The organism is Streptomyces asoensis, from assembly GCF_013085465.1.
Taxonomy (GTDB): Bacteria; Actinomycetota; Actinomycetes; order Streptomycetales; family Streptomycetaceae; genus Streptomyces; species Streptomyces cacaoi_A.
Window position 1 is genome coordinate 4930658 of record NZ_CP049838.1, and the last position, 19871, is coordinate 4950528.

15 protein-coding genes, 2 tRNA genes and 1 pseudogene are annotated in these 19871 nt (G+C 71.9%); 5 read left to right on the plus strand and 13 right to left on the minus strand.

Going from position 1 to position 19871, the window contains the following annotated elements; genetic code table 11:
- Positions 1-97 precede the first annotated feature (97 nt).
- From G9272_RS22020 to G9272_RS22050, 7 genes are all read right to left on the minus strand, one after another.
- On the minus strand, positions 98-2350 hold the full coding sequence (locus tag G9272_RS22020; RefSeq protein WP_171398168.1) for a glycosyltransferase family 39 protein: 2253 nt from the start codon (positions 2348-2350) through the stop codon (positions 98-100).
- Positions 2347-3888 carry a bifunctional glycosyltransferase family 2/GtrA family protein gene (locus G9272_RS22025; protein ID WP_171398169.1) on the minus strand — a complete coding sequence of 514 codons (1542 nt, stop codon included), beginning with the start codon at positions 3886-3888 and terminating at the stop codon, positions 2347-2349. The genes G9272_RS22020 and G9272_RS22025 overlap by 4 nt, the downstream gene beginning before the upstream one ends.
- 14 nt (positions 3889-3902) lie before the next feature.
- On the minus strand, positions 3903-5528 hold the full coding sequence (locus G9272_RS22030) for a sensor histidine kinase (protein WP_171398170.1): 1626 nt from the start codon (positions 5526-5528) through the stop codon (positions 3903-3905).
- Complete coding sequence (locus tag G9272_RS22035) at positions 5525-6265, minus strand: response regulator transcription factor (protein ID WP_020131327.1); 741 nt, start codon at positions 6263-6265, stop codon at positions 5525-5527. Before G9272_RS22035 ends, G9272_RS22030 begins: the two co-directional genes overlap by 4 nt.
- Before the next feature lie 179 nt (positions 6266-6444).
- Positions 6445-6795, minus strand: a complete 351-nt coding sequence (locus tag G9272_RS22040) for an antibiotic biosynthesis monooxygenase family protein (protein WP_171398171.1) — start codon at positions 6793-6795, stop codon at positions 6445-6447.
- 111 nt (positions 6796-6906) lie between these two features.
- A complete protein-coding gene (locus G9272_RS22045) occupies positions 6907-7782 on the minus strand; it encodes a DUF2797 domain-containing protein (protein WP_171398172.1) in 876 nt (291 codons plus the stop codon).
- Positions 7703-8128 carry an HGxxPAAW family protein gene (locus G9272_RS22050; RefSeq protein ID WP_171398173.1) on the minus strand — a complete coding sequence of 142 codons (426 nt, stop codon included), beginning with the start codon at positions 8126-8128 and terminating at the stop codon, positions 7703-7705. Before G9272_RS22050 ends, G9272_RS22045 begins: the two co-directional genes overlap by 80 nt.
- 114 nt (positions 8129-8242) lie before the next feature.
- Between G9272_RS22050 and G9272_RS22055 the strand changes: the two genes are divergently transcribed.
- Positions 8243-8740 (plus strand): MarR family winged helix-turn-helix transcriptional regulator, encoded by a 498-nt coding sequence (locus G9272_RS22055; RefSeq protein WP_171398174.1) that lies wholly within the window; start codon positions 8243-8245, stop codon positions 8738-8740.
- Positions 8741-8747: 7 nt separating this feature from the next.
- Here the strand turns inward: G9272_RS22055 and G9272_RS22060 are convergent.
- Positions 8748-8870 (minus strand): annotated as a pseudogene (locus G9272_RS22060) (VOC family protein); the annotation flags it as partial.
- An 89-nt stretch (positions 8871-8959) separates the two neighbouring features.
- Between G9272_RS22060 and G9272_RS22065 the strand changes: the two are divergent.
- Positions 8960-9175, plus strand: coding sequence for a hypothetical protein (locus G9272_RS22065; RefSeq protein WP_171398175.1), 216 nt, complete (start codon positions 8960-8962; stop codon positions 9173-9175).
- A 92-nt stretch (positions 9176-9267) separates the two neighbouring features.
- Here G9272_RS22065 and G9272_RS22070 read toward each other — a convergent pair.
- Both G9272_RS22070 and G9272_RS22075 read right to left on the minus strand, forming a co-directional pair.
- Positions 9268-9340: transfer RNA gene (locus G9272_RS22070), tRNA-Arg, on the minus strand.
- A gap of 195 nt (positions 9341-9535) precedes the next feature.
- Positions 9536-9626: transfer RNA gene (locus G9272_RS22075), tRNA-Ser, on the minus strand.
- Between the two features lie 157 nt (positions 9627-9783).
- Between G9272_RS22075 and G9272_RS22080 the strand changes: the two genes are divergently transcribed.
- Together G9272_RS22080 and G9272_RS22085 are read left to right on the plus strand one after the other, a co-directional pair.
- The gene (locus G9272_RS22080) at positions 9784-10314 is read left to right on the plus strand and encodes an SSI family serine proteinase inhibitor (RefSeq protein WP_171398176.1); all 531 of its coding nucleotides are present in this window, start codon (positions 9784-9786) and stop codon (positions 10312-10314) included.
- A gap of 338 nt (positions 10315-10652) precedes the next feature.
- Positions 10653-15224 (plus strand): PAS domain-containing protein, encoded by a 4572-nt coding sequence (locus G9272_RS22085; protein ID WP_171398177.1) that lies wholly within the window; start codon positions 10653-10655, stop codon positions 15222-15224.
- Positions 15225-15247: 23 nt separating this feature from the next.
- Here G9272_RS22085 and G9272_RS22090 read toward each other — a convergent pair whose 3' ends face one another.
- Positions 15248-15862, minus strand: coding sequence for a TetR family transcriptional regulator (locus G9272_RS22090; protein ID WP_171398178.1), 615 nt, complete (start codon positions 15860-15862; stop codon positions 15248-15250).
- A gap of 165 nt (positions 15863-16027) precedes the next feature.
- Here G9272_RS22090 and G9272_RS22095 point away from each other — a divergent pair, with 165 nt between their 5' ends.
- Positions 16028-17248: an MFS transporter gene (locus G9272_RS22095; protein WP_171398179.1), complete on the plus strand. Its 1221-nt coding sequence runs from the start codon at positions 16028-16030 to the stop codon at positions 17246-17248.
- A 212-nt stretch (positions 17249-17460) separates the two neighbouring features.
- On the opposite strand, the gene G9272_RS22100 is transcribed toward G9272_RS22095, so the two are convergent.
- Together G9272_RS22100 and G9272_RS22105 are read right to left on the minus strand one after the other, a co-directional pair.
- Complete coding sequence (locus tag G9272_RS22100) at positions 17461-19116, minus strand: long-chain fatty acid--CoA ligase (protein ID WP_171398180.1); 1656 nt, start codon at positions 19114-19116, stop codon at positions 17461-17463.
- 151 nt (positions 19117-19267) lie between these two features.
- Positions 19268-19816 carry a SigE family RNA polymerase sigma factor gene (locus G9272_RS22105; RefSeq protein WP_171398181.1) on the minus strand — a complete coding sequence of 183 codons (549 nt, stop codon included), beginning with the start codon at positions 19814-19816 and terminating at the stop codon, positions 19268-19270.
- Positions 19817-19871: the final 55 nt, after the last annotated feature.

Here is a 19871-nt window from a genome sequence, read left to right on the forward strand (position 1 = left end):
GCGGCGACCGTGGTCACCGCCCTTCCTCATCTGCTCAGGCGCTCAGGCGCTCAGGCGCTCAGGCCCTCACCTGCTCCCGTGCCTCACCTGCGGTACATCAGCTGCTCGCCTTCTGCGTCAGGTCGTAGAAGGTGGCCGAACCGACTGTCACCTTCTTGAAGTTGGCCTCGACCCAGGAGGTGATCTGCGACGACGTGCCGCTGCTGCTGCCGCTCATGCCGCCGCCGGAGCCACTGCTGATGAAGTAGTGGATCTTGCCGTCGGTCACGTACTGCTTGAACTGCGCCAGCGTCGGGGACGGGTCGGTGCCGTTGAAGCCGCCGATCGCCATCACCGCGTCACCCGTGGCGAGTTGGTAGCTCGCGGCGTTCTGGGCGCCGATCGCGGCCGCCGCCCAGGTGTACTTGCCGGAGTCGGCCTCCAGCAGCTTCTTGGCCTCGTCGGTGACCGAGGCGCCGTTGAGCAGACCGCCGACACCGCCACCGCCGCCCATGCCGCCGCCGTCGCCGGTCTGGCCGCCGGGACCGCCCTGCTGGTTCTGGCCCTGGCCCTGCGTGTTGCCGTTGCCGTTCTGGGTGCCGCCGTTGCCGTTCTGCTGGTTCTGGCCGGGCATGCCCCCGCCGGGGAAGCCGCCGGTGCCGCCACCCTGCTGGTTCTGGCCCTGGCCCTGACCCTGGTTCTGCGTGTTGCCGTTGCCGTTCTGGTTCTGGCCACCGCCGAAGCCGCCTCGGCCACCGCCACCGCCGCCGCCACCCGGGCCGCCGCCGCCCATCATGCTCGCGCCGGACGGACCGGCGGTCACGATGGAACCGGTGTGGCCCTCCTGAAGGGTGCTGATGGTGTACGCCGTCGGTCCGGCCAGCGCGGCCACCAGGCCCACGGAGGCCGCCGCGAGGGCGAGCTGACGGTTGATCCGGCCCGCGAAGGTCAGGCCGAGCGCGGCGGCCAGGCCGCCGATCAGCACCAGCCACTTCAGCCAGGGCAGGTAGTCGGAGGTGCGGTTGAGCAGGACGTACGACCAGGACGCCGCCGCGACGACCGAGGCCGCGAGGGTGATCGAGGCCCACAGCTCGGACCGCTTCTCCCACAGCAGACCCGCGCCCATGCCGATCACGGCCGCCATGTAGGGAGCGAGGGCCACCGTGTAGTACTGGTGGAAGATGCCCGCCATGTAGCTGAAGACGACCGTGGTGATCAGCAGCGAGCCGCCCCACACCAGGAACAGACCGCGGGTCGTCGACGTCCGCTTCAGCTTCCGCGTGGCCACCAGACCGCCGACCAACAGGATCAGCGCGGCCGGCAGCAGCCAGGAGATCTGGCCGCCGATCTCGGAGTTGAACATCCGGTCCCAGCCGGTCTCACCCCACTGGCCGGTGCCTCCGCCGCCACCGCCCCCGCCGACGCTGCCGGTCTCCTCGCCGTTCAGGCGGCCGAGACCGTTGTAGCCGAAGGTCAGCTCCAGGAAGGAGTTGTTCTGCGAGCCGCCGATGTACGGGCGGGAGGAGGCCGGCCACAGCTCGACGATCGCCACCCACCAGCCGCCGGACACGATCAGCGCGCCGGTGGCGACGGCCAGCTGGCCGAACCGCTTCTTCAGGCCCACCGGGGCGCACACCGCGTACACGATCGCCAGCGGCGGCAGGATCAGGAAGGCCTGGAGGGTCTTGGCGAGGAACGCGAAGCCGATCGCGACCCCGGCCCACACCAGCCACTTCGTCCGGCCGTCCTCCAGCGCGCGGGCCACCATGTAGCAGGCCACGGCCATCAGCAGGGCCAGCATCGCGTCCGGGTTGTTGAACCGGAACATCAGCGCGGCGACCGGCGTCAGCGCCAGCACGGCGCCCGCGATCAGACCGGCCGCGGCACTGAACCGGCGGCGCACCGAGGCGTACACGACGGCGACCGTGCCGACGCCCATCAGCACCTCGGGGACGAGGATCGCCCACGAGTTCAGGCCGAAGAGCCTGACCGACAGCGCCATCGGCCACAGCGAGGCCGGGGGCTTGTCGACGGTGATGGCGTTGCCCGCGTCCAGCGAGCCGAAGAACAGGGCCTTCCAGCTCTGGCTGCCGGCCTGGACGGCCGCGGAGTAGAAGGAGTTGGCATAGCCGGAGGCACTCAGGTTGTACAGGTAGAGCAGAAGGGTGGCGGCCAGCAGGCCGAGGAAGGCCGGGCGCGCCCAGCGGGGGTCCTCAGGGCGGCCGCGCCACAGTCTGCGATGCCAGGGCTGCTTCGGCTCACCCGACTCGGGGGCCGGGACGGCCGTCTCCCGGGCGTCGGGATCCGTGCCGCCCGGCGCCGCGGTCGGCGGCGGATCCCAGGTCGTCGTCTGATCGAGGTCGGTGGTCATCGGGCGTCCCCCGGGTCGGTGTCATGGGGGCGGCGCACCGGCAGCATCTGCATGGTCGCGTCCCTCCAGCTGCCGTCCGCGGCTTCGCCGGCGCGGAACTGAGTGGTCGTGTTGTGGTCGTGCGGGTGCACGATGTGCCGCTGCGGCAGCGGCGCGGACGGGCCGCCGGTCTGCGGAGCACCGGTCTGCGGAGCACCGGTCGGGTACGTCGGTGAGGAGGCGTGGGGGAAGGAGGCACCGGGGGCCGGGGCGGAGGCGCCGGGGGCGGCCGTCACGCCGTTCGTCGGCTCGTCGCCCTCGCGCCGGTCGGAGAACACCCAGACGCGGAAGAGCAGGAAGCGCAGCACGGTCGCCGCGAGGTTGGCGGCGATGAGCACCGCCAGCTCGGTGGAGTGCGCGGGGCTGGAGGTCGCCGTGTTCAGGGCGAACAGCGAGCCGCTGGTCAGCGCCAGGCCGATGCCGAAGACGACCAGGCCCTGGGCCTGGTGCTTGACGGCCCCGCCGCGGCCGCGCACCCCGAAGGTGAGCCGGCGGTTGGCGGCGGTGTTGGCGACGGCCGACACCAGCAGCGCCAGCGCGTTGGCGACCTGGGATCCGCCGAACTGGCGGAACACGGTGTAGAGCAGCAGATAGAAGAGGGTGGAGAGGCCACCCACGACACAGAAGCCGACAAGCTGGCGGGCCAGGCCCTTGGGTACGTCCATGATGTCGCGGTCGCGGGGGTCGTCGCCGAACGGCCTGGTCAGCCGGTCCAGGGAGAGCGAACCGGTGGCCAGCGCCCGGCCCACGCGCCATACCCCCTTCAGGTCGTCCGTCGCCGTCTTCACGATGTGCACCGTGGAGTTCGGGTCGTCGACCCAGTCGACCGGCACCTCGTGGATACGAAGGCCGGCACGTTCGGCGAGTACCAGCATCTCAGTGTCGAAGAACCAGCCGGTGTCTTCCACCAGGGGGAGCAGAATCTGTGCGACATCACGCCGGATCGCCTTGAACCCGCACTGCGCGTCCGAGAAGCGGGCCTGGAGCGAGCCGCGCAGGATGAGGTTGTAGGCGCGGCTGATGAACTCCCGCTTCGGCCCGCGCACCACGCGGGAGCTACGGGCCAGCCGGGAGCCGATCGCCAGGTCCGAGTGGCCGGAGATCAGCGGCGCCACCAGCGGCAGCAGCGCGTTGAGGTCGGTGGACAGGTCCACGTCCATGTACGCGAGGATCGGGGCGTCCGAGGCCGACCAGACGGTCCGCAGCGCACGGCCGCGGCCCTTCTGCTCGAGCCGGAAGTTCCTGACCTCCGGGATGCGCGCTTCCAGCCGCTGCGCCACCACAGGGGTGGTGTCCGTCGACGCGTTGTCCGCGATCGTGATGCGGAAGGAGTACGGGAACGTACGCGTCAGATGGTCGTGCAGTCTCCGGACGCACGGCTGGAGGTCCTTCTCCTCGTTGTAGACGGGGATCACTACGTCCAGGACAGGCGTACCGGCTGTGGCGGCCGGGAGGTGCTCCCGCGCCGGCAGGGTGCCGGGAGAAGAGTCGGTTCGCATGACATCGACTTTCGTCAGGCGCCCTGTTGCACCCATGTGGTGGCACTGTGCTCGACCTGTGAGTCGAGTTGCCAGTTCGTTTCGGGGGAGGGCTGGGGAACGGCGGGGGCAAGGGCCGGCAAATGCACGGTAAAGACGGTCTGCCCGGGCACGCTGTCCACCGTCACGGCGCCGCCGTGCGCGGTCGCCACGGCCTGCACGATGGCGAGGCCGAGGCCGGTCGAACCGGTGGTACGGGAGCGTGCCGAGTCGCCGCGGGCAAACCGTTCGAACACATGCGGGAGCAGATCGGCCGGGATGCCCTGACCGTTGTCCTGGACGTCCACGCACAGCCACGGCCCGCGGCGCTGCACGCGTGCGGTGACGGTCGTACCGGGCGCGGTGTGCGTCCGGGCGTTGGCGAGGAGGTTGACGAGGACCTGCTGAAGGCGTGCCGCGTCGGCGGAGACTAGCGCGGGCTCGTCGGGAAGTTCGAGTCGCCAGACATGGTCACGTCCGGCGGCGCGGGCGTCACTGATGGTGTCGATGACCAGAGGAACCAGGTCGGTCTGCTCGAACTGCAAGGGGCGGCCCGCGTCGAGCCGGGCGAGCAGGAGCAGGTCCTCGACGAGGAAGGTCATCCGGCCGGCCTCGGACTCGATACGCCCGAGGGCGTGCCGGGTGTCGGGCCCGACCTCTTCCCGGCCTCGCCGGGTCAGCTCGGCGTATCCCCTGATGGAGGCGAGCGGCGTACGGAGTTCGTGACTGGCGTCCGCGACGAACTGGCGGACCCGCATCTCGCTCTCCTGGCGGGCGTGCAGGGCGCCGTGGACGTGGTTCAGCATCCGGTTGAGCGCGGCCCCGACCTGCCCGACCTCGGTATGCGGGTCGGTCTCGGCCTCGGGCACCCGCTCGCTGAGGTTGACCTCGCCGGTGTGCAGGGGGAGCTCGGAGACCCGGGTGGCGGTGGCGGCGACCCTGCGGAGGGGGCGGGTGGCCACTCCGACCATGACGTAACCGGCGATGCCGGCGGCCACGAGACCTGCGGCGGTGACGCTCAGTTCGACGAGGATGAGGGTGGTGATGGTGCTGTCGGTGTCCTGGGTCGGGATGGCGACGTAGTAGGAGCCCTTGTCTCCGGAGACGTACTGGACGAGGTAGTCGCCCAGCCCGGGGAGCTCGATGCTGTGCGACGAGCGGTCCTGGGCGACGGTGCCGAGGGCGGCCTCCTGGGCCTCACTCAGGTCCTTGTCCACCATGGGGTTGATGTCGGTGCTGGTGGAGTCCTTCTTGCCGACCTTGGAGTCGGAGATGCTCCCGTTCACGACCTTCGCGATCACCGTGCCCTGCGGCTGGGGGCCGCGCGTCACGAACTCTTTGAGGTCGACGGTGCCGGAGGTCCCGGTGGTGTTCTGCCCGGGCTGACTCTCCTTGATCCCGCCCGGCGGCCCGCCCATCCCGGCCGCGCGGCTCGACACGTCCTTCAGCTTGTCCCCGAGCTGGTCGTACAGATGAGACCGCAGCGCCAGGGTCGTCACCGTGCCGATCACCGCACAGACGACGGCGATCAACACCACGGACGCGACGACGAGCCGCGTCCGCAGGGTGCGCGGCTGTCCCGCTCGTCTCTTCTGCGCACGCGGTCGCCGTCGCCCGCTCATGACACAGCGGGCTTGATCAGGTACCCGGCGCCGCGCCGGGTGTGGATCATCGGTTCGCGTCCCGCGTCGATCTTCCGCCGCAGGTAGGAGATGTACAGCTCGACGACGTTGGCCTGGCCGCCGAAGTCGTACGACCAGACGCGGTCGAGTATCTGGGCCTTGCTGAGCACGCGCCGCGGGTTGCGCATCAGGAAGCGCAGCAGCTCGAACTCGGTGGCGGTCAGGTGGATGTTGTCCCCGGCCCGCGACACCTCGTGACTGTCCTCGTCGAGGGTGAGGTCCCCGACGACGAGCACCGAGTCGGAGCGCCGGTCGGCGGCACCGGAGCGCCGGATGAGCCCACGCAGCCGCGCCACGACCTCTTCGAGGCTGAACGGCTTGGTGACGTAGTCGTCGCCGCCCGCGGTGAGGCCGGCGATACGGTCCTCGACCGCGTCCTTGGCGGTCAGGAACAGCACCGGCACCTCGGGCAGTTCACGACGCAGCCGGCCCAGGACGGTCAGCCCGTCCATGTCGGGCAGCATCATGTCCAGGACGACGGCGTCGGGGCGGAACTCCCGCGCGGTCTGGATGGCACCCGTGCCGTCTCCCGCACTCCGGATCTGCCATCCCTCATAGCGCAGGGCCATGGACAGCAGTTCGGTGATCGACAGCTCGTCGTCCACCACAAGCACTCGGACGGGGCTCCCGTCCGGCCTCAGCAGTTCGGTGCGCCCCTGGGGCGAGGTCGTGGTCATGGTGAACACCTTGGCCGGGTCCCCTGAGAGCACTCTTTCACTAATCTGTGATTTCCCTGAGAAACGCACAGGCGCCTCTCAGGCAACACCTGGGAACCCTTTGCTCCGCATCGACTCCGAGGGGCGGTATGCCCGGTACGGCATGCTGTGCGGCCCTCAGGACACGTGCTCCGTGAGAATCACCTGGGGGTCCGCTCGAACCCGTGGCTGTGTTCCACCTTGGCGATGTGCAGGCTGTACCGCTCGTACCAGTGTGCCCGTCCGTACTCCTTGGCCGCCCGGTGCTCGGTGTGCGTACGCCACTGCTCGATGCCGTCGAGATCGCGGAAGTACGCGACGGTGATCGCGAGTCCGCCGGGGGTGCGGGCCGAGTCCTCCCCCAGGAACCCCGGGACGTCCTTCACCAGTTCGCCCATCCGCTCGGCGGTCTCGCCGTATCCGGCGTCCCCCTCGGTACGCAGGGAGGTGAAGACCACGGCGTAGTAAGGAGGTTGAAATGCTGCAACAGGTGCTACGCGCTGTTCGCTCATGTCACCCACGATCGGCCGGGCACCCCGCTCAGGTCCAGCCTCCTTGCCGAAAGGGATCCCACCGGGATCCAACTCTTTACCCGGCTCGGCGCCCGCCCGCGCGCCCGCCCCTCAGAACAGCCCGTCCTGACGATGGTCCGCCCCGACCTCGAAGTGCCGTACGGGAAAGGCTGGTTCACCGCCCGCTACCGGTACCAACTGCCACCCCCGCATCAAGCGCGTGTCGAGCACGACCACCCCGCCCGGGGTGGCGAGATGCAGATCGGGCCCGGCGGCCGCCACGAGCTCCCCGCTCACGGCTCCCCCGGGGACGAGCTGACCCACCTCCCCGAGCGCGGCCGGCGCTCCGGCCAGCCCGAACGCCCGCACGTGATCGACCGGCCGGAAGGGCGCACGCTCCAACGACTCGGGCCAGCCGCCCAGTTCCACGGCCCGCGCGTACACCTCGCTCATCTCCTCGGCCCGTTCCCCCTCCGCTTGCGGCAGCGCGGCCCGCACCGCACGCTTCTCGGCGTACGGAATCCGGTCCGGCACCCGCAGAGCGGCCCGCAGCAGCTCCTCGGTACGCCGGGCGGCCATCAGCGGCCCGCTGCCGAGCCAGCTGAAGCAGACGGCGCCCTGCTCCAGCAACCGCACCGAGCCCCGCTCGACCGCCGTGATCCCGACCTTGACCAGACCGGGCCCGAACCACGCGAGGTACACGCGGTACGGCCGCGGGTCGTCGGCGACCCGGTCCGCGGCGACGGAGTGCGCCCGGTCCAGCCGCGCACACTCCTCGCACCGCCCGCCCGCGCTCCTCCCCGGCACGACCACCCGCCGGGGACACGCATGCCCCCGAGCCCCCGCACACTCCCGCACACCCCCCTCCACCACTCCGAAGGAGACCCGCTTCCCCCAGGACAACGGGCTACGACGCCCCCCGTCCCACATCAGCTCCGGCCCCTCCGCCGACCACCGCAGCCCCGCGCACTTCCATGCCTGTGCCATCACCCGCCACGGTAGGCCCAGGCACTGACACCACGGGCAGGGCCTTGGGCGCGCGCCCCGCGAGCCGGCATCCGACACACCCCGGATGCCCGTCCCGGGCCCACGGATCCCGTACCCGCATCCCCCACTCCGCCTTCGGCCGCACCCCCGGCGGCTTGCCCCACCCGGCGAGATGCAGCCCCCAGGTGACCAGCGCGCCCAGCCCCACGATCACGAGTCCGCCGGCCAGGAGAACCCCGGACACGGCACACACCCCCACGCCCACCACGGCGGTCCCGACGGTCGCGATGCCGACGCCGGTCCAGCCGGCGACCGTATGTCCCTCGTCGTACAGATGACCCGCCATGTTTCCCTCACCTTCTAAGAAGTTGTAATTCTGAACCTCTTAGAGGGTAAGAGAAACCGAAAGCAGATAACAAGGACCCAGCAGAAACCAACGCCCCACAGACGAGAGCCCGAGATGCCAGCCGAGCCGACACCGCCGCACCACGGCCGCCCCGCCGCCACCCCCGCGCAAGCGCTCGCGGCGATGGACGACCTCATCGCGGCCAGCATGGTCGGCCAGCAGGAGATGGCCCAGCGCCTGGGCCTGAACGTCACCGACCTGACCTGTTTCGCCTACGTCCTCCAGGCCGGCGAGGACCTCCTCACCGCCGGCGACCTCGCGACCCGCGTCCACGTCACGACGGGCGCGGTGACCGGCATCCTCAACCGCCTGGAACGCGCCGGCTATGTCACCCGCCGCCCCGACCCCGAGGACCGTCGCCGGGTCCGCGTCGCCGCGATCCCCTCGGCGGTCGCCCGCGTCCACGCCCTCTACGAGCCGTACTACGTCCGCCTCAACGCCCTCTTCGCGGACTACTCCCCCCAGGAGACCGCCGTCCTGACGGACTGGTTCACCCGCGCCACCACCCTGGCCCACACCTACCGAGAGGAACTCCGCCTCCACGACAGCTGATTCGCGTCTACTGAACGAGGTTCCTCTTCGGGCGGACCACGCAGAACTCGTTCCCCTCCGGATCGGCCAGCGCGGTCCAGGACTCGTCGCCGCTCCGCCCGACGTACGCCCTGCGAGCCCCGAGCGCGAGGCGTGAGTAACCCGTGGCGCCCTGCACAGTTGTCAGGTTGATCAGGTCGGGCGGACGTCGCCCGCGACCTTCAGCAACGTGGAGGAAAAATGACCGCCCCTACCCTCGTTCGGCGGACCGCGGTACGCACCACGACAGTCGCCGTTCTCACCGCGGGACTCTTGATCGTCAGCATCGCCGGCGCCCAAGCTGCCGACGCTCCGGCCCTCGGGAGCCTGGTCCCGCAGGTCAACAACATCCTGTCGGGCCTCCTGAGCGGCAACGCCGTCAGCTCGCTTCTGCCCAACGGCATCCTCGGCGGCTGAACAGCCCTTCCGGGGCCTCTTCCGGGGACATTGACGTCACCCGTTGACGCCAAAGGCCCCGCCGGACGAACCGGCGGGGCCTTTGGTCTGTGTGCACTCGGCAGGATTCGAACCTGCAACCTTCTGATCCGTAGTCAGATGCTCTATCCGTTAAGCTACGAGTGCTTGTTATTCGGTTTTTCTGTCTTCGCTCTCGGCCCTTCCGGCCCGCTCGCGGCGACAGGAAGAACATTACATGACTGCCGCCGACATGTGAAATCCGTTTGCCATACCGCTTGTGAGCTGCGGAAACGCCTGTCTGGGGGGCTTCTGGGAAACGACGAAGCCCCGGTCGGGTGGACCGGGGCTTCGGTGATCGCGCGGAGGCGGAGGGATTTGAACCCTCGATGGGATTGAAGTCCCAAACCGCATTAGCAGTGCGGCGCCATAGACCGGACTAGGCGACGCCTCCAGCACAACCGCTCGCGTGTGTGCGAGTGGTGCGTGCAGATGATGACACAGTCGAGCGGCGTGTCACCAATCGCCGTCCACGGTACTAGGCAGGTGGGCCACAGGGCAAAGCCGTTGCCGGGGCGCAACGTCGTCGGGGGCCTCGCGTTAGTCCTGTCATGTTCCAGGTCACCCCACTCCGACGGCTCGCCGTCGCCGCCTCCGCCGCCTGTGCCGCCGTGGTCGCCCCGTCCGCCACCGGGCCCGTGCCCGCGCACGCCACCGGGACAGCCGAAGCCGTCACCGCCGTCGCCGGCGTCACCCCGCTCACGCCACTCTCGCCTCCGCCCGTCCGGGAGGAGGACCAGGTCTCCGGTGATCACCTCACGGTCACCGTCCGGCACGCCGGCGGGCGGGCGGACGGGACGTTCGAGGTGTACTGCCACCCGGGAGGTGGCAGTCACCCGGACGTGGGAAGCGCCTGTCGCACCGTGGACCGCAACACCCGGTGGGGCAGGGACGCCTTCGCGCCCGCTCCTGACGGCGGCGTCTGCACCATGCGGTACGGCGGACCGGCCACCGCCCACGTCACGGGCCGCTGGGCCGGGCGGGCGGTCGACGCGACGTACGACCGCAGCAACGGCTGCCAGATCGAGCGCTGGGACCGGCTCGTCCCGCTGCTGCCCGACCTGCGCCCGGCCGCCCGCTGACGCGTGCCCGGTGTCCGACGAGCCCCCCGTCCAGCCTCCGCGGTCGTGCGCGTACAGGCGACGCGTGGCGGAAGCACCGGTTCCGTAAAGGTCGGGCGAAGGTCCCGCGAAGTCCGAGCAGGATGCGGGGCGGGCGCGGGAGCCGTCCGTCCCGCGCAAGGACAGGCCACGACGGGTGAGGACACACGTTCTGTGTCACTTCGTCGTGCGAGCTCCCTCTCATCCGGCGCCGCCGACGGGACCCCAGCCCTTAGACTCCCTCGCGTGACACGGTGCGGGCCGGTTGGCAAGATGGCCCGAACGGTCGGCAAAGTGCGGTAACAGGGAGGAAGCGACTCGTGAGCAGCAGGCCATCCCGAGGCGCTGCTCGCCTCGCAGCCATACTCGACGCGCTCCCCGATGCGCTGTTGCTGGTCAACGCCAACGGGACCGTCGTCAACGCGAACACCATCGCGCTGGAGGCGTTCGAGACGCCGGGTACCGCGCTGGTGGGGCGGGGGCTGCTCGATCTGCTGCCGCAGTTCGACTCCAAGCTGATCCCGGGGTCCATGCGGCGGCCCGATCACATGGACCCGCGCGGGCGGACCAAGCCGACCCGGATGGTCGCGCGCCGCACCGACGGCAGCGAGTTCCCGGTCGAGGTCACCAGCGCCAACCTCGAGAACGGCCAGCAGGCCTACGACGGCTACGGCTACTCCTCCGCCTCCGACGAGCTGCTGATGCTCGTCGTACGCGACCTGTCCGGGACCGTCGACACCGAGGCCGAGCTGGCGCGTTCGCAGCGGCAGACCGAGATGATCCTGAGGGCCGCGTCCGAGGGCGTCGTGGGCACCGACACCGACGGGCGGATCGTCCTCGTCAACCCGGCCGCCGCCCAGATACTGGGATACCGGGCCAGCGATCTCGGCGCCAAGGAGCTGCACACCCTGGTGCTGCACTCGCGCGCCGACGGCTCGCCGTTCCCGTACGACGAGTCGCCGCTCGCCGACACCCTGCGGTCCGGGCGCAAGCACCGGGTGCGCGGGCAGGTGCTGTGGTCCAAGAGCGGGGACCGGGTGGCGGTCGATCTGACGACCGCGCCCGTGCGCGACGGCGATCAGCTCGTCGGCGCCGTCATGACCTTCACCGACCGGCGGCCCTACGACGCCCTCGCCGAGGAGAAGGACGGCGTCGAGAAGCGGCACGCGGACGAGTTGGAGAAGCTCTCCGAGGAGCACGCCTCCGACCTCACCGCGCTGCGCCAGCAGCACGTCACCGAACTCGAGGAGCTGCGCGAGCGGCACGAGGAGGAGCTCGCGGCCGGCGAGGAGCGCTACGCCTCGCTCGGCGAGCGCGAGAAGGACCGGTACGAGGCGCTCGCCGGGCGGCACGAGCAGCTGCTCACCCTGCTCGGGGAGTCCCTGCGCGGGCCCCTGGACGAACTGCGCCGCGAGCTGGCGGCGCTCGCCGCGGACGACGCCGGTCAGCTCTGGCCCGAGGCCAACCAGGTACTCCACCACCTGTCCGCCGGCTACTCGCGGATCACCACGCTCATCGACAACGTGCTCGGCTACCAGCGTCTCGACACCGGGTCGGAGGTCATCGCCCGGACGAAGGTGATGCTCGACGCCGTCGTCGCCGCCGGTGTCGACGGCGCGGTGGATCTCATCGGGCCGGGACGGGTGCAGTTCGCCGTGCACGCGCCGCCGATCGAGGCCGAGGTCGACGCGCGGCTCCTCGCGACCGCGCTCGCGCACCTCGTGGCCGATGTCGCGGGCGTCGACGCCACCGGCAACGCGCCCGTCTCGGCGGGCGGTTACATGGACAACACGGTCGTGGTGGCGGCCGCCCAGCGCGGCGAGGTCGTGCGCATCGAGGTGCGCGGGCCGTACGCCGGCGGCGACCCCGTGCACGAACCGATCGTGCGGGGGATCGTGCGGGCGCACGGTGGCGTGCTCCAGACGCACGAGGTGCCGGGCATGAGCGGCAGCGCGTACGTGCTGGAGGTGCCGTTGGGCGGTGGTGCGGGGGCCATGGCGGCTCCGGCGGCCATGGCTCTGCCCGCCCTCGCGGCAGGTGGCGGCGCCGCCTCGGCGGCCCCCGTGGCCGCCATGGCTTCGGAGGAGGACGCTCCGGGCGAGTACGGCGCCGGTGGGCGCCGGCGGGCCCGGCGGTCCTCCGTGGACGCCTTCCTGGAGGGCGACGTCCCGGGCGTGGAGAGCGGCGCCGAGGCGGAGGCGGCGGTTCCGACCGGACGGCGGCGCCGGCGGGCCGGGGCCGCGGCCTTGGAGGAGACGCCGGCTGAGGTGGCGCCCGCCGTGGACGAGGCCGAGGGCCCGGAGGGTTCCGGCGGCACCGGGCGGCGGCGTGGGCGGTCGGCCGAGGTCGCCGTCGTGGGGGCCGACGCGGGGATGCCCGCAGCGCTCGACGGCGGGGTGAGCGAGGGCGCCGTCGTCACCGCCGCCGAGCACGCGGCGGGGACCGCGGCCTCGGGTACGGGACTCGGCGGCACCGTTCCGCCGCAGGGCGTACCGGCGCCGGGCGGACAGCGGGCCCCACACCACGCACCGGACGGCCGGCAGCCGCAGAACGCGTTGCCGCCCGCCCTGCCGGCGCTCGCGGGCGCACCGGCCGAGGCGGAGGCGGAGGACGGTCAGCCGACGGGCAGGCGACGGCGCGCCCTGGCCGCCGCGAACGAGCGCGCCGCCGCGCAGGAGGCGGGGCCCCGCGCGGTGTTCGCCCTGCCGCCCGCGGAGGCCGACCGGGTGCCGGACGGCTCCGTCGGCACGACTTCGACCCCCCAGGCCCCCCAGGCCCCCCAGGCCCCCCAGACTGCCCCGGCCGCCTCGGCCGCCTCGGTCGCCCGGGCAGTGGGGCCGATTCCGGTTCCGGGTTCGGTGCCCGGTTCGGTTCCGGCTCCGGCTCCGGGAGCGGTGCAGGCGCTGGGAGCGGTCCAGGTGCCCGCACAGGCACCGGTTCCCGCGCAGGCCCAGGCACCCGTTCCGGCTCAGGCACCTATTCAGGCTCAGGCGCCCGTTCCCGCTCAGGCGCCGGTTCCCGCGCAGGCTCAGGCGCCCGTTCCGGCTCAGGCGCCGGTTCAGGGTTCCGCCGAGGATTCCGCGATCGACCATGGGCGGCACGACGCCGTCCCGCACGACCAGGCCGACGACCACACCCCGCCCCAGCCGCACCCCACGAACGCGCCCACGGGTCGCCGTCGACGGGCCGTCGCTCAAGCCGCGGAGGTCGCCGTCCCGGCACAGGTCCAGCACCAGCCCCAGCCCCAGTCGCAGCCGCAGCAGGTGGGACAGCCTGCCGCTGCCGCCGCGCAGCCGGTTCCGGCAGCCGCGCCCGTCCCGGGGCAGCCGCTGCCGGGGCAGTCGGCCGCAGGCCGGCCGCTCCCCGCGCAGGTGGCCCCCGGCCAAGCTGCCCCCAACTCCGTGCCGAACGCGCCCGGGCAGGGTCAGCCGCTCCCGGCCGAAGCGGCCCCGGCCCCCGCACCGGCGGTGGCACAGCCCGCACCGGCGGCGGCCACGCCCAGCGGTGGTACCCCGCTTCCGCCCGAGGCCGCCGTAGGGCAGCCGCGGGCCGCGCAGCCGTTGCCCGCCGAGGCCGCTGCGGGCCGACCCATGGACCCCAACTCGACGCAGGGGCGGGCGATCAGCGTGCGGACCCTGGGTCAGGGCGTGCCGTTCACCCGGCAGGCCGCGCAGGTGCAGCAGGCACAGCAGTTGCAGCACGCACAGCAGGCTCAGGCCATGCGTCACTCGCAGCCGGGGCTGCCGTCGGCGCAGTCCACGGCCACCCCCGCTCCGAACACCCCCGGTGGTTCCGGACGGCGCCGCAAGCTGGGGACTCCGCCCGACCCGACGACGCGCCCGGAGCAGACGGCGCGTCCGCACCCGTCGGCCGAGCAGCCCGTCGTGGCGCAGGCCCCGGCGCAGGCGCAGGCCGTCGTGGCCCCGGCACCGCAGCCCGGCGCGGCACCCACGCCCGTAGCCGCGCCCGTACCGAACCCCGTACCGCATTCCTCCCTCGCGGGTCAGTCGCGGCTCGTGCCCGGTGGGCCGGGGACCGAGGGCGCCGGACGGTCGTACGCCATAGGGGCCCCGGACGAGAACGCCGCCGAGGGGCCCGAGCCGCTGGACGGGCCCGGTGGGGCCGTCGAGGTGGCGGATCCGCCGCGGCCGCAGCCACTGGACGACGAGCTGCCGCCGGAGCCGCTGGACAACCCGCGTCGACTGCTGGTGTGGCCGGCGCCGGACGTCAGTACGCAGCAGGCGCTGAGTGACCGCGGCTACCGGCCGGTGATCGTGCACTCGCGCGAAGAGGTCGACGCGCAGATCGCCGCCTTCCCGGCCGCGCTGTTCGTGGACCCGCTGACCGGGCCGATCACCCGTACCGCGTTGCAGTCGCTGCGCACGGCCGCGGTGGCCGCGGAGGTTCCGGTGCTGGTCACGGCGGGGCTCGGGCAGGCGACACGCGAGGCGGCGTACGGCGCCGATCCCGCCGTCCTGCTGAAGGCGCTCGCGCCGCGCGACAGCGAACAGCATCCGCCGCGGGTGCTGCTCATCGAGGAGCACGCCGAGATCGCCCTCGCCCTGACCTCCACGCTGGAGCGGCGCGGGATGCAGGTGGCGCGGGCGGCGAGCGACGCGGACGCCGTCACGCTCGCCGGGCAGCTGCGGCCGAACCTGGTCGTCATGGACCTGATGCAGGTGCACCGGCACCAGTCCGGGATCCTGGACTGGCTGCGGGCGAACGGCCAGCTCAACCGCACTCCGCTGGTCGTCTACACGGCCGCCGTCGACCAGGCCGACCTGCCGCGGCTGGCGTCGGGGGAGACGGTCCTCTTCCTCGCCGAGCGGTCGACGAGTGCGGAGGTGCAGAGCAGGATCGTGGACCTGCTGGCCCGGATCGGCACCAACTAGGAGCCGTCCGACCAGGACCCTTCCTACCGGGCCCCGTCCTGCCCGGCCCCGTCCTGCCGGGCGACCATCCGCCGCGCCGCCTCCTTGATGGAGGCGCGCAGGCGGTCGCGGTCGGTGTCCTCGGAGCCCGCCAGGATGCGGCTCATCTGGGGGACGAAGGCGGCCCAGTTGGCCATCGCGATCAGCAGGAAGAAAAGGTCGCGGGCCGGGATCGCGTCGGAGATCACTCCCCGGTCCTGCGCGTCCTGCACGGCGGCGACCTTGAGCGCGTAGTGCTTCTGGCGTTGCGCCTCGTCGGGCAGCAGCTCGGTGCTGCCGTACTCGATGCCCTCCCAGTACAGGAGGCGCAGCAGCTCGGGGTGGGCGGCGTGGTAGTCCATCAGCCGGTCGAGCCAGCCCTCGATGTCGTCCGGGTCGACCGGGACGGCGGAGGCGAGGTCCACCATGGAGCGGCCAAGGACCTGGGAGAACAGCTCGGCCTTGTTGCCGAAGTAGGCGTAGATGAGCTGCTTGTTCGCCTTGGCTTCGGCGGCGATGCGGTCGATGCGGGCGCCCGCGATGCCGTAGCGGGCGAACTCCGCGACGGCGGCGTCGAAGATCCGGGCTCGGGTGGCCTCGGGATCCCTGGTGGTTGCCATGGGGCCATCGTAGCGAGGGACCTAACCAACTAGTTGGTTGACAGGGAATTCACGCTCGCCCCAGACTGTTCCCCTTCCGTTCCAACCAACTGGTTGGTTGCCGGTTGGGTCGGACACCAAACGCCAGATGCCAGATGCCAGATGTCGGAGTGGGAGCACCGCACCATGTCGCCCGAAGCCACAGAAGTCCGAGAATCTCGGGAAGCGAAGGAAGTCGCGCCCTCGGCGGCCACGGGTCGCCGCAATGTGCTTCTCCTCGTCCTCATCGCCCTCTGCACCGCCGTCACGGCCGCCAACATCTACCTCGCGGCCCCGCTCCTCCCCCTCATCGCCCATGACTTCGGCTCGGCGCCCTCGGCCGTGGCCTGGATCGCCTCGGTCGCCCAGTTCGGCTACGCGGCCGGCCTGCTCGTCTTCGCCCCGCTCGGCGACCGTGTGAACCGGCGTCGCCTGGTCGCCGTCCTCTCCCTGGTCACCGCGGCGGCCCTGGTCGCCGCGGCCACGGCCGCCGGGACCGGCGCGCTCGCGGCCGCCGTGCTCGTCGCCTCGGCCGCGACCGTCGTCCCGCAGCTCCTCGTGCCGCTGGTCGCCGCCCGCGCCCCCGCCGACCGGCGCGCCCGGCACGTGGCCGCCGTCATCGCCGGGCTGTTCACCGGCATCGTCGCGGCCCGTGTCCTCGGCGGCCTCGCCGGGCAGGCCTTCGGCTGGCGGGCGGTGTTCGTGGGCGCGGCCGTCCTCACCACGGTCCTGGGTCTGCTGACCGCGGCCGCCCTTCCCTCCGAACGCCACCGTCCCCCTGAGGGCCACCTCTTCGCCGGGCTCACCGCGATGCCGGGCCTGGTGCGGCGCTCGCCCGACCTGTGGCGGGCCTGCGTGCGGCAGGCCGGGATGTACGGCGCCTGGAGCGCCTTGTGGACCTCGCTGGCCCTGCTGCTGACGGGCGAGGAGCCCTACGGCCTGTCGACCGCGACCGCCGGCCTCTTCGGCCTCTTCGGACTGGCCGCCAGCGTCGTCGCACCGCTGGCGGGCGGCCTGGTCGACCGCTTCGGTGCCGCGAAGGTCGTCCGCAACGCGTATCTTCTCGCCGCTGTCTCGGTCCCGCTGTTCTGGCTGGGCGGGCAGGTGCTCGTGGCGCTCTTCGTGGCCGCGATCGTGATCCACGCGGCGCTCGTCGCCTCCCACGTCGCCAACCAGACCCTCGCCCTGACGACCACCTCCGCCCCGGCCACCGCGAACAGCGCCTATGTCGTCGCGGGGTTCGCCGGCGGCGCGACCGCCTCCGCCCTGGCCGGCGTCGCCTTCACCCACTTCGGCTGGGGTGGCGTCGTCGCGGTGGCGGGCGCGTGGCTGGTCCTGGGCTGGACGACCACCGCCGTACGCCGGTGACGGCCCTACGGCGGTGACGGCCGTACGACGGTGAAGTCGGCTACGAACGACGGTGAAGTCGGCTACGACCGGTGAGAACGGCGTACGCCGGGCAGGGGCCGCGAGGTGCCCTGCCCGGCGTACACGACACGCGTGAGCGGCCGCGACGGCTGCTGCGTCGGTTGCCAGCAGGTGTCGCCGCAGCAGTCGCCGCATTCGCAGCGCGGGGGTGTTCAGAGCCGGGTGACGTCCAGCTCACCCTCCGCGTACTGCCTGCGCAGCACCTTCTTGTCGAACTTGCCCACGCTCGTCTTCGGGACCGACCCGATGATCGTCCAGCGCTCCGGGAGCTGCCACTTGGCGATCTGCCCCTCGGCGGCGAGGAAGGCGCGCAGGGCCTCGAAGTCCGTGGTGGCGCCCTCCTTGAGGACCACCGTGGCCAGCGGGCGCTCGCCCCACTTGTCGTCCGGGACGGCCACGACGGCGGCCTCGGCGACGTCCGGGTGGGACATCAGCGCGTTCTCCAGGTCCACCGACGAGATCCACTCGCCGCCGGACTTGATGACGTCCTTGGCGCGGTCGGTGAGGGTGAGGAAGCCGTCGGGGGAGATGGTGCCGACGTCGCCCGTCTTCAGCCAGCCGTCCTCGCTGAACTTGTCGGCGGGGCGCAGGGGTTCGCCGTCGGGGCCGTTGTAGTAGGCGCCGGCGATCCACGCGCCGCGCACCTCCAGCTCGCCCGCGGATTCGCCGTCCCAGGGGAGGCGTTCGCCGCCGGGGCCGGTGAGACGGCCCTCGACGCCGGCCGGGAAACGGCCCTGGGTGAGGCGGTAGCCGAGTTCCTCGTCGGTGCCGACCGCGTGGGCCGGCGGACGGGCGATGGTCCCGAGCGGGGAGGTCTCCGTCATGCCCCAGGCGTGGCAGACCCGCATGCCCAGCTCGTCGAACGCGGTCATGAGGGAGGGCGGACAGGCCGATCCGCCGATGGTGACCTGGGTGAGGGAGGAGACGTCCCGCGGCTTGGCGGTGAGCTCGGCCAGCAGCCCCTGCCAGATGGTGGGGACCGCGGCGGCGTGGGTCGGCTTCTCGCTCTCGATCATCTCGGCGAGGGGCGCGGGCTGGAGGAAGCGGTCCGGCATCAGCATGTTGATGCCGGTCATGAAGGTGGCGTGCGGCAGTCCCCAGGCGTTGACGTGGAACTGCGGGACGACGACGAGCGAGGTGTCCTGGTCGGTCAGGCCCATCGACTCGGCCATGTTCACCTGCATGGAGTGCAGGTAGATCGAACGGTGGCTGTAGACCACGCCCTTGGGGTCGCCCGTGGTCCCGGAGGTGTAGCACATGGCGGCGGCCTGGCGTTCGTCCAGCTCGGGCCAGTCGAAGGTCTTCGGCTTGTCCGCGATCAGCTCCTCGTACTCGTGCACGCGCGCGTGGGCGCCCTCGAGGAGCGAGCGGTCACCCGGACCCGAGACGACGACGTGCTCGAGCGTGGGCAGCTTCGGCAGCAGGGGCGCGAGCAGCGGGAGCAGCGAGCCATTGACTATGACGACCTTGTCGGCGGCGTGGTTGACGATCCACACCAGCTGCTCGGCCGGGAGGCGCAGGTTGAGGGTGTGCAGCACCGCGCCCATGGAGGGGATCGCGAAGTACGCCTCGACGTGCTCGGCGTTGTTCCACATCAGCGTCGCCACCCGGTCGTCGCCGCGGACGCCGAGGTCGTCTCGCAGGGCGTTCGCCAGCTGCACCGCCCGGGTGCCCGCCTCGGCGAAACTGCGCCGCTGCGGTTCGCCCTCACCGGTCCAGGTGGTGATCCGGGACCCTCCGTGCACCAGCACACCGTGCTCGAGAATGCGGGTGACGGTCAGCGGTACGTCCTGCATGGTGCTCAGCACGGCGTCCTCCCAGGGCGGCGACATTGCCTACGCGGTGGTAACGGTTGTGCTGATTCTGCGCACATACCGCGCGGTATGTCACTAGGGAGCGGTGATCGATCAGGTCACGGCGCCGACCGGACCCCGGCGCGGGCCGGAAGATCGGGCCTCGTCAGCGCACAAGCACGAGCTCAGGGTCCTCGCGCAGCTTGCCGAGCGCCCGCGACACCGCCGACTTCACCGTGCCCACCGAGACGCCGAGCACCTCGGCCGTCTGGATCTCACTGAGGTCCTCGTAGTACCTGAGGACGACCATCGCCCGCTGCCGTGCGGGCAGCTTCATGATCGCCTGCCACATGGCGTCGTGCAGCGCCTGCCGCTCCGCCGGGTCGTCCGTGGAGGCGGCCGGATCCGGCTCCGGCAGCTCGTCGCACACGAACTCGTCGACCTTGCGCTTGCGCCACTGCGACGTACGGGTGTTCAGCAGGGCCCGGCGGACATAGCCGTCGAGCGCCCGGTGGTCCTCGATCCGCTCCCACGCGACATACGTCTTGGTGAGCGCGGTCTGGAGCAGGTCCTCCGCATCGCTCGGGTTCGCGGTCAGCGACCGTGCGGTGCGCAGCAGCACCGGCTGACGGGCCCTGACGTACGACGCGAAGGACGGGTACGGAGAAGGCCGCGTCATGCCGTTCGAAGCGCTGGTGCAGACGGGTGTGGTCATGGCTCCACGCTAGGTTCGCGGCCCGCTCGGGCGGATCGGCCGCAGGTCCCGAAGC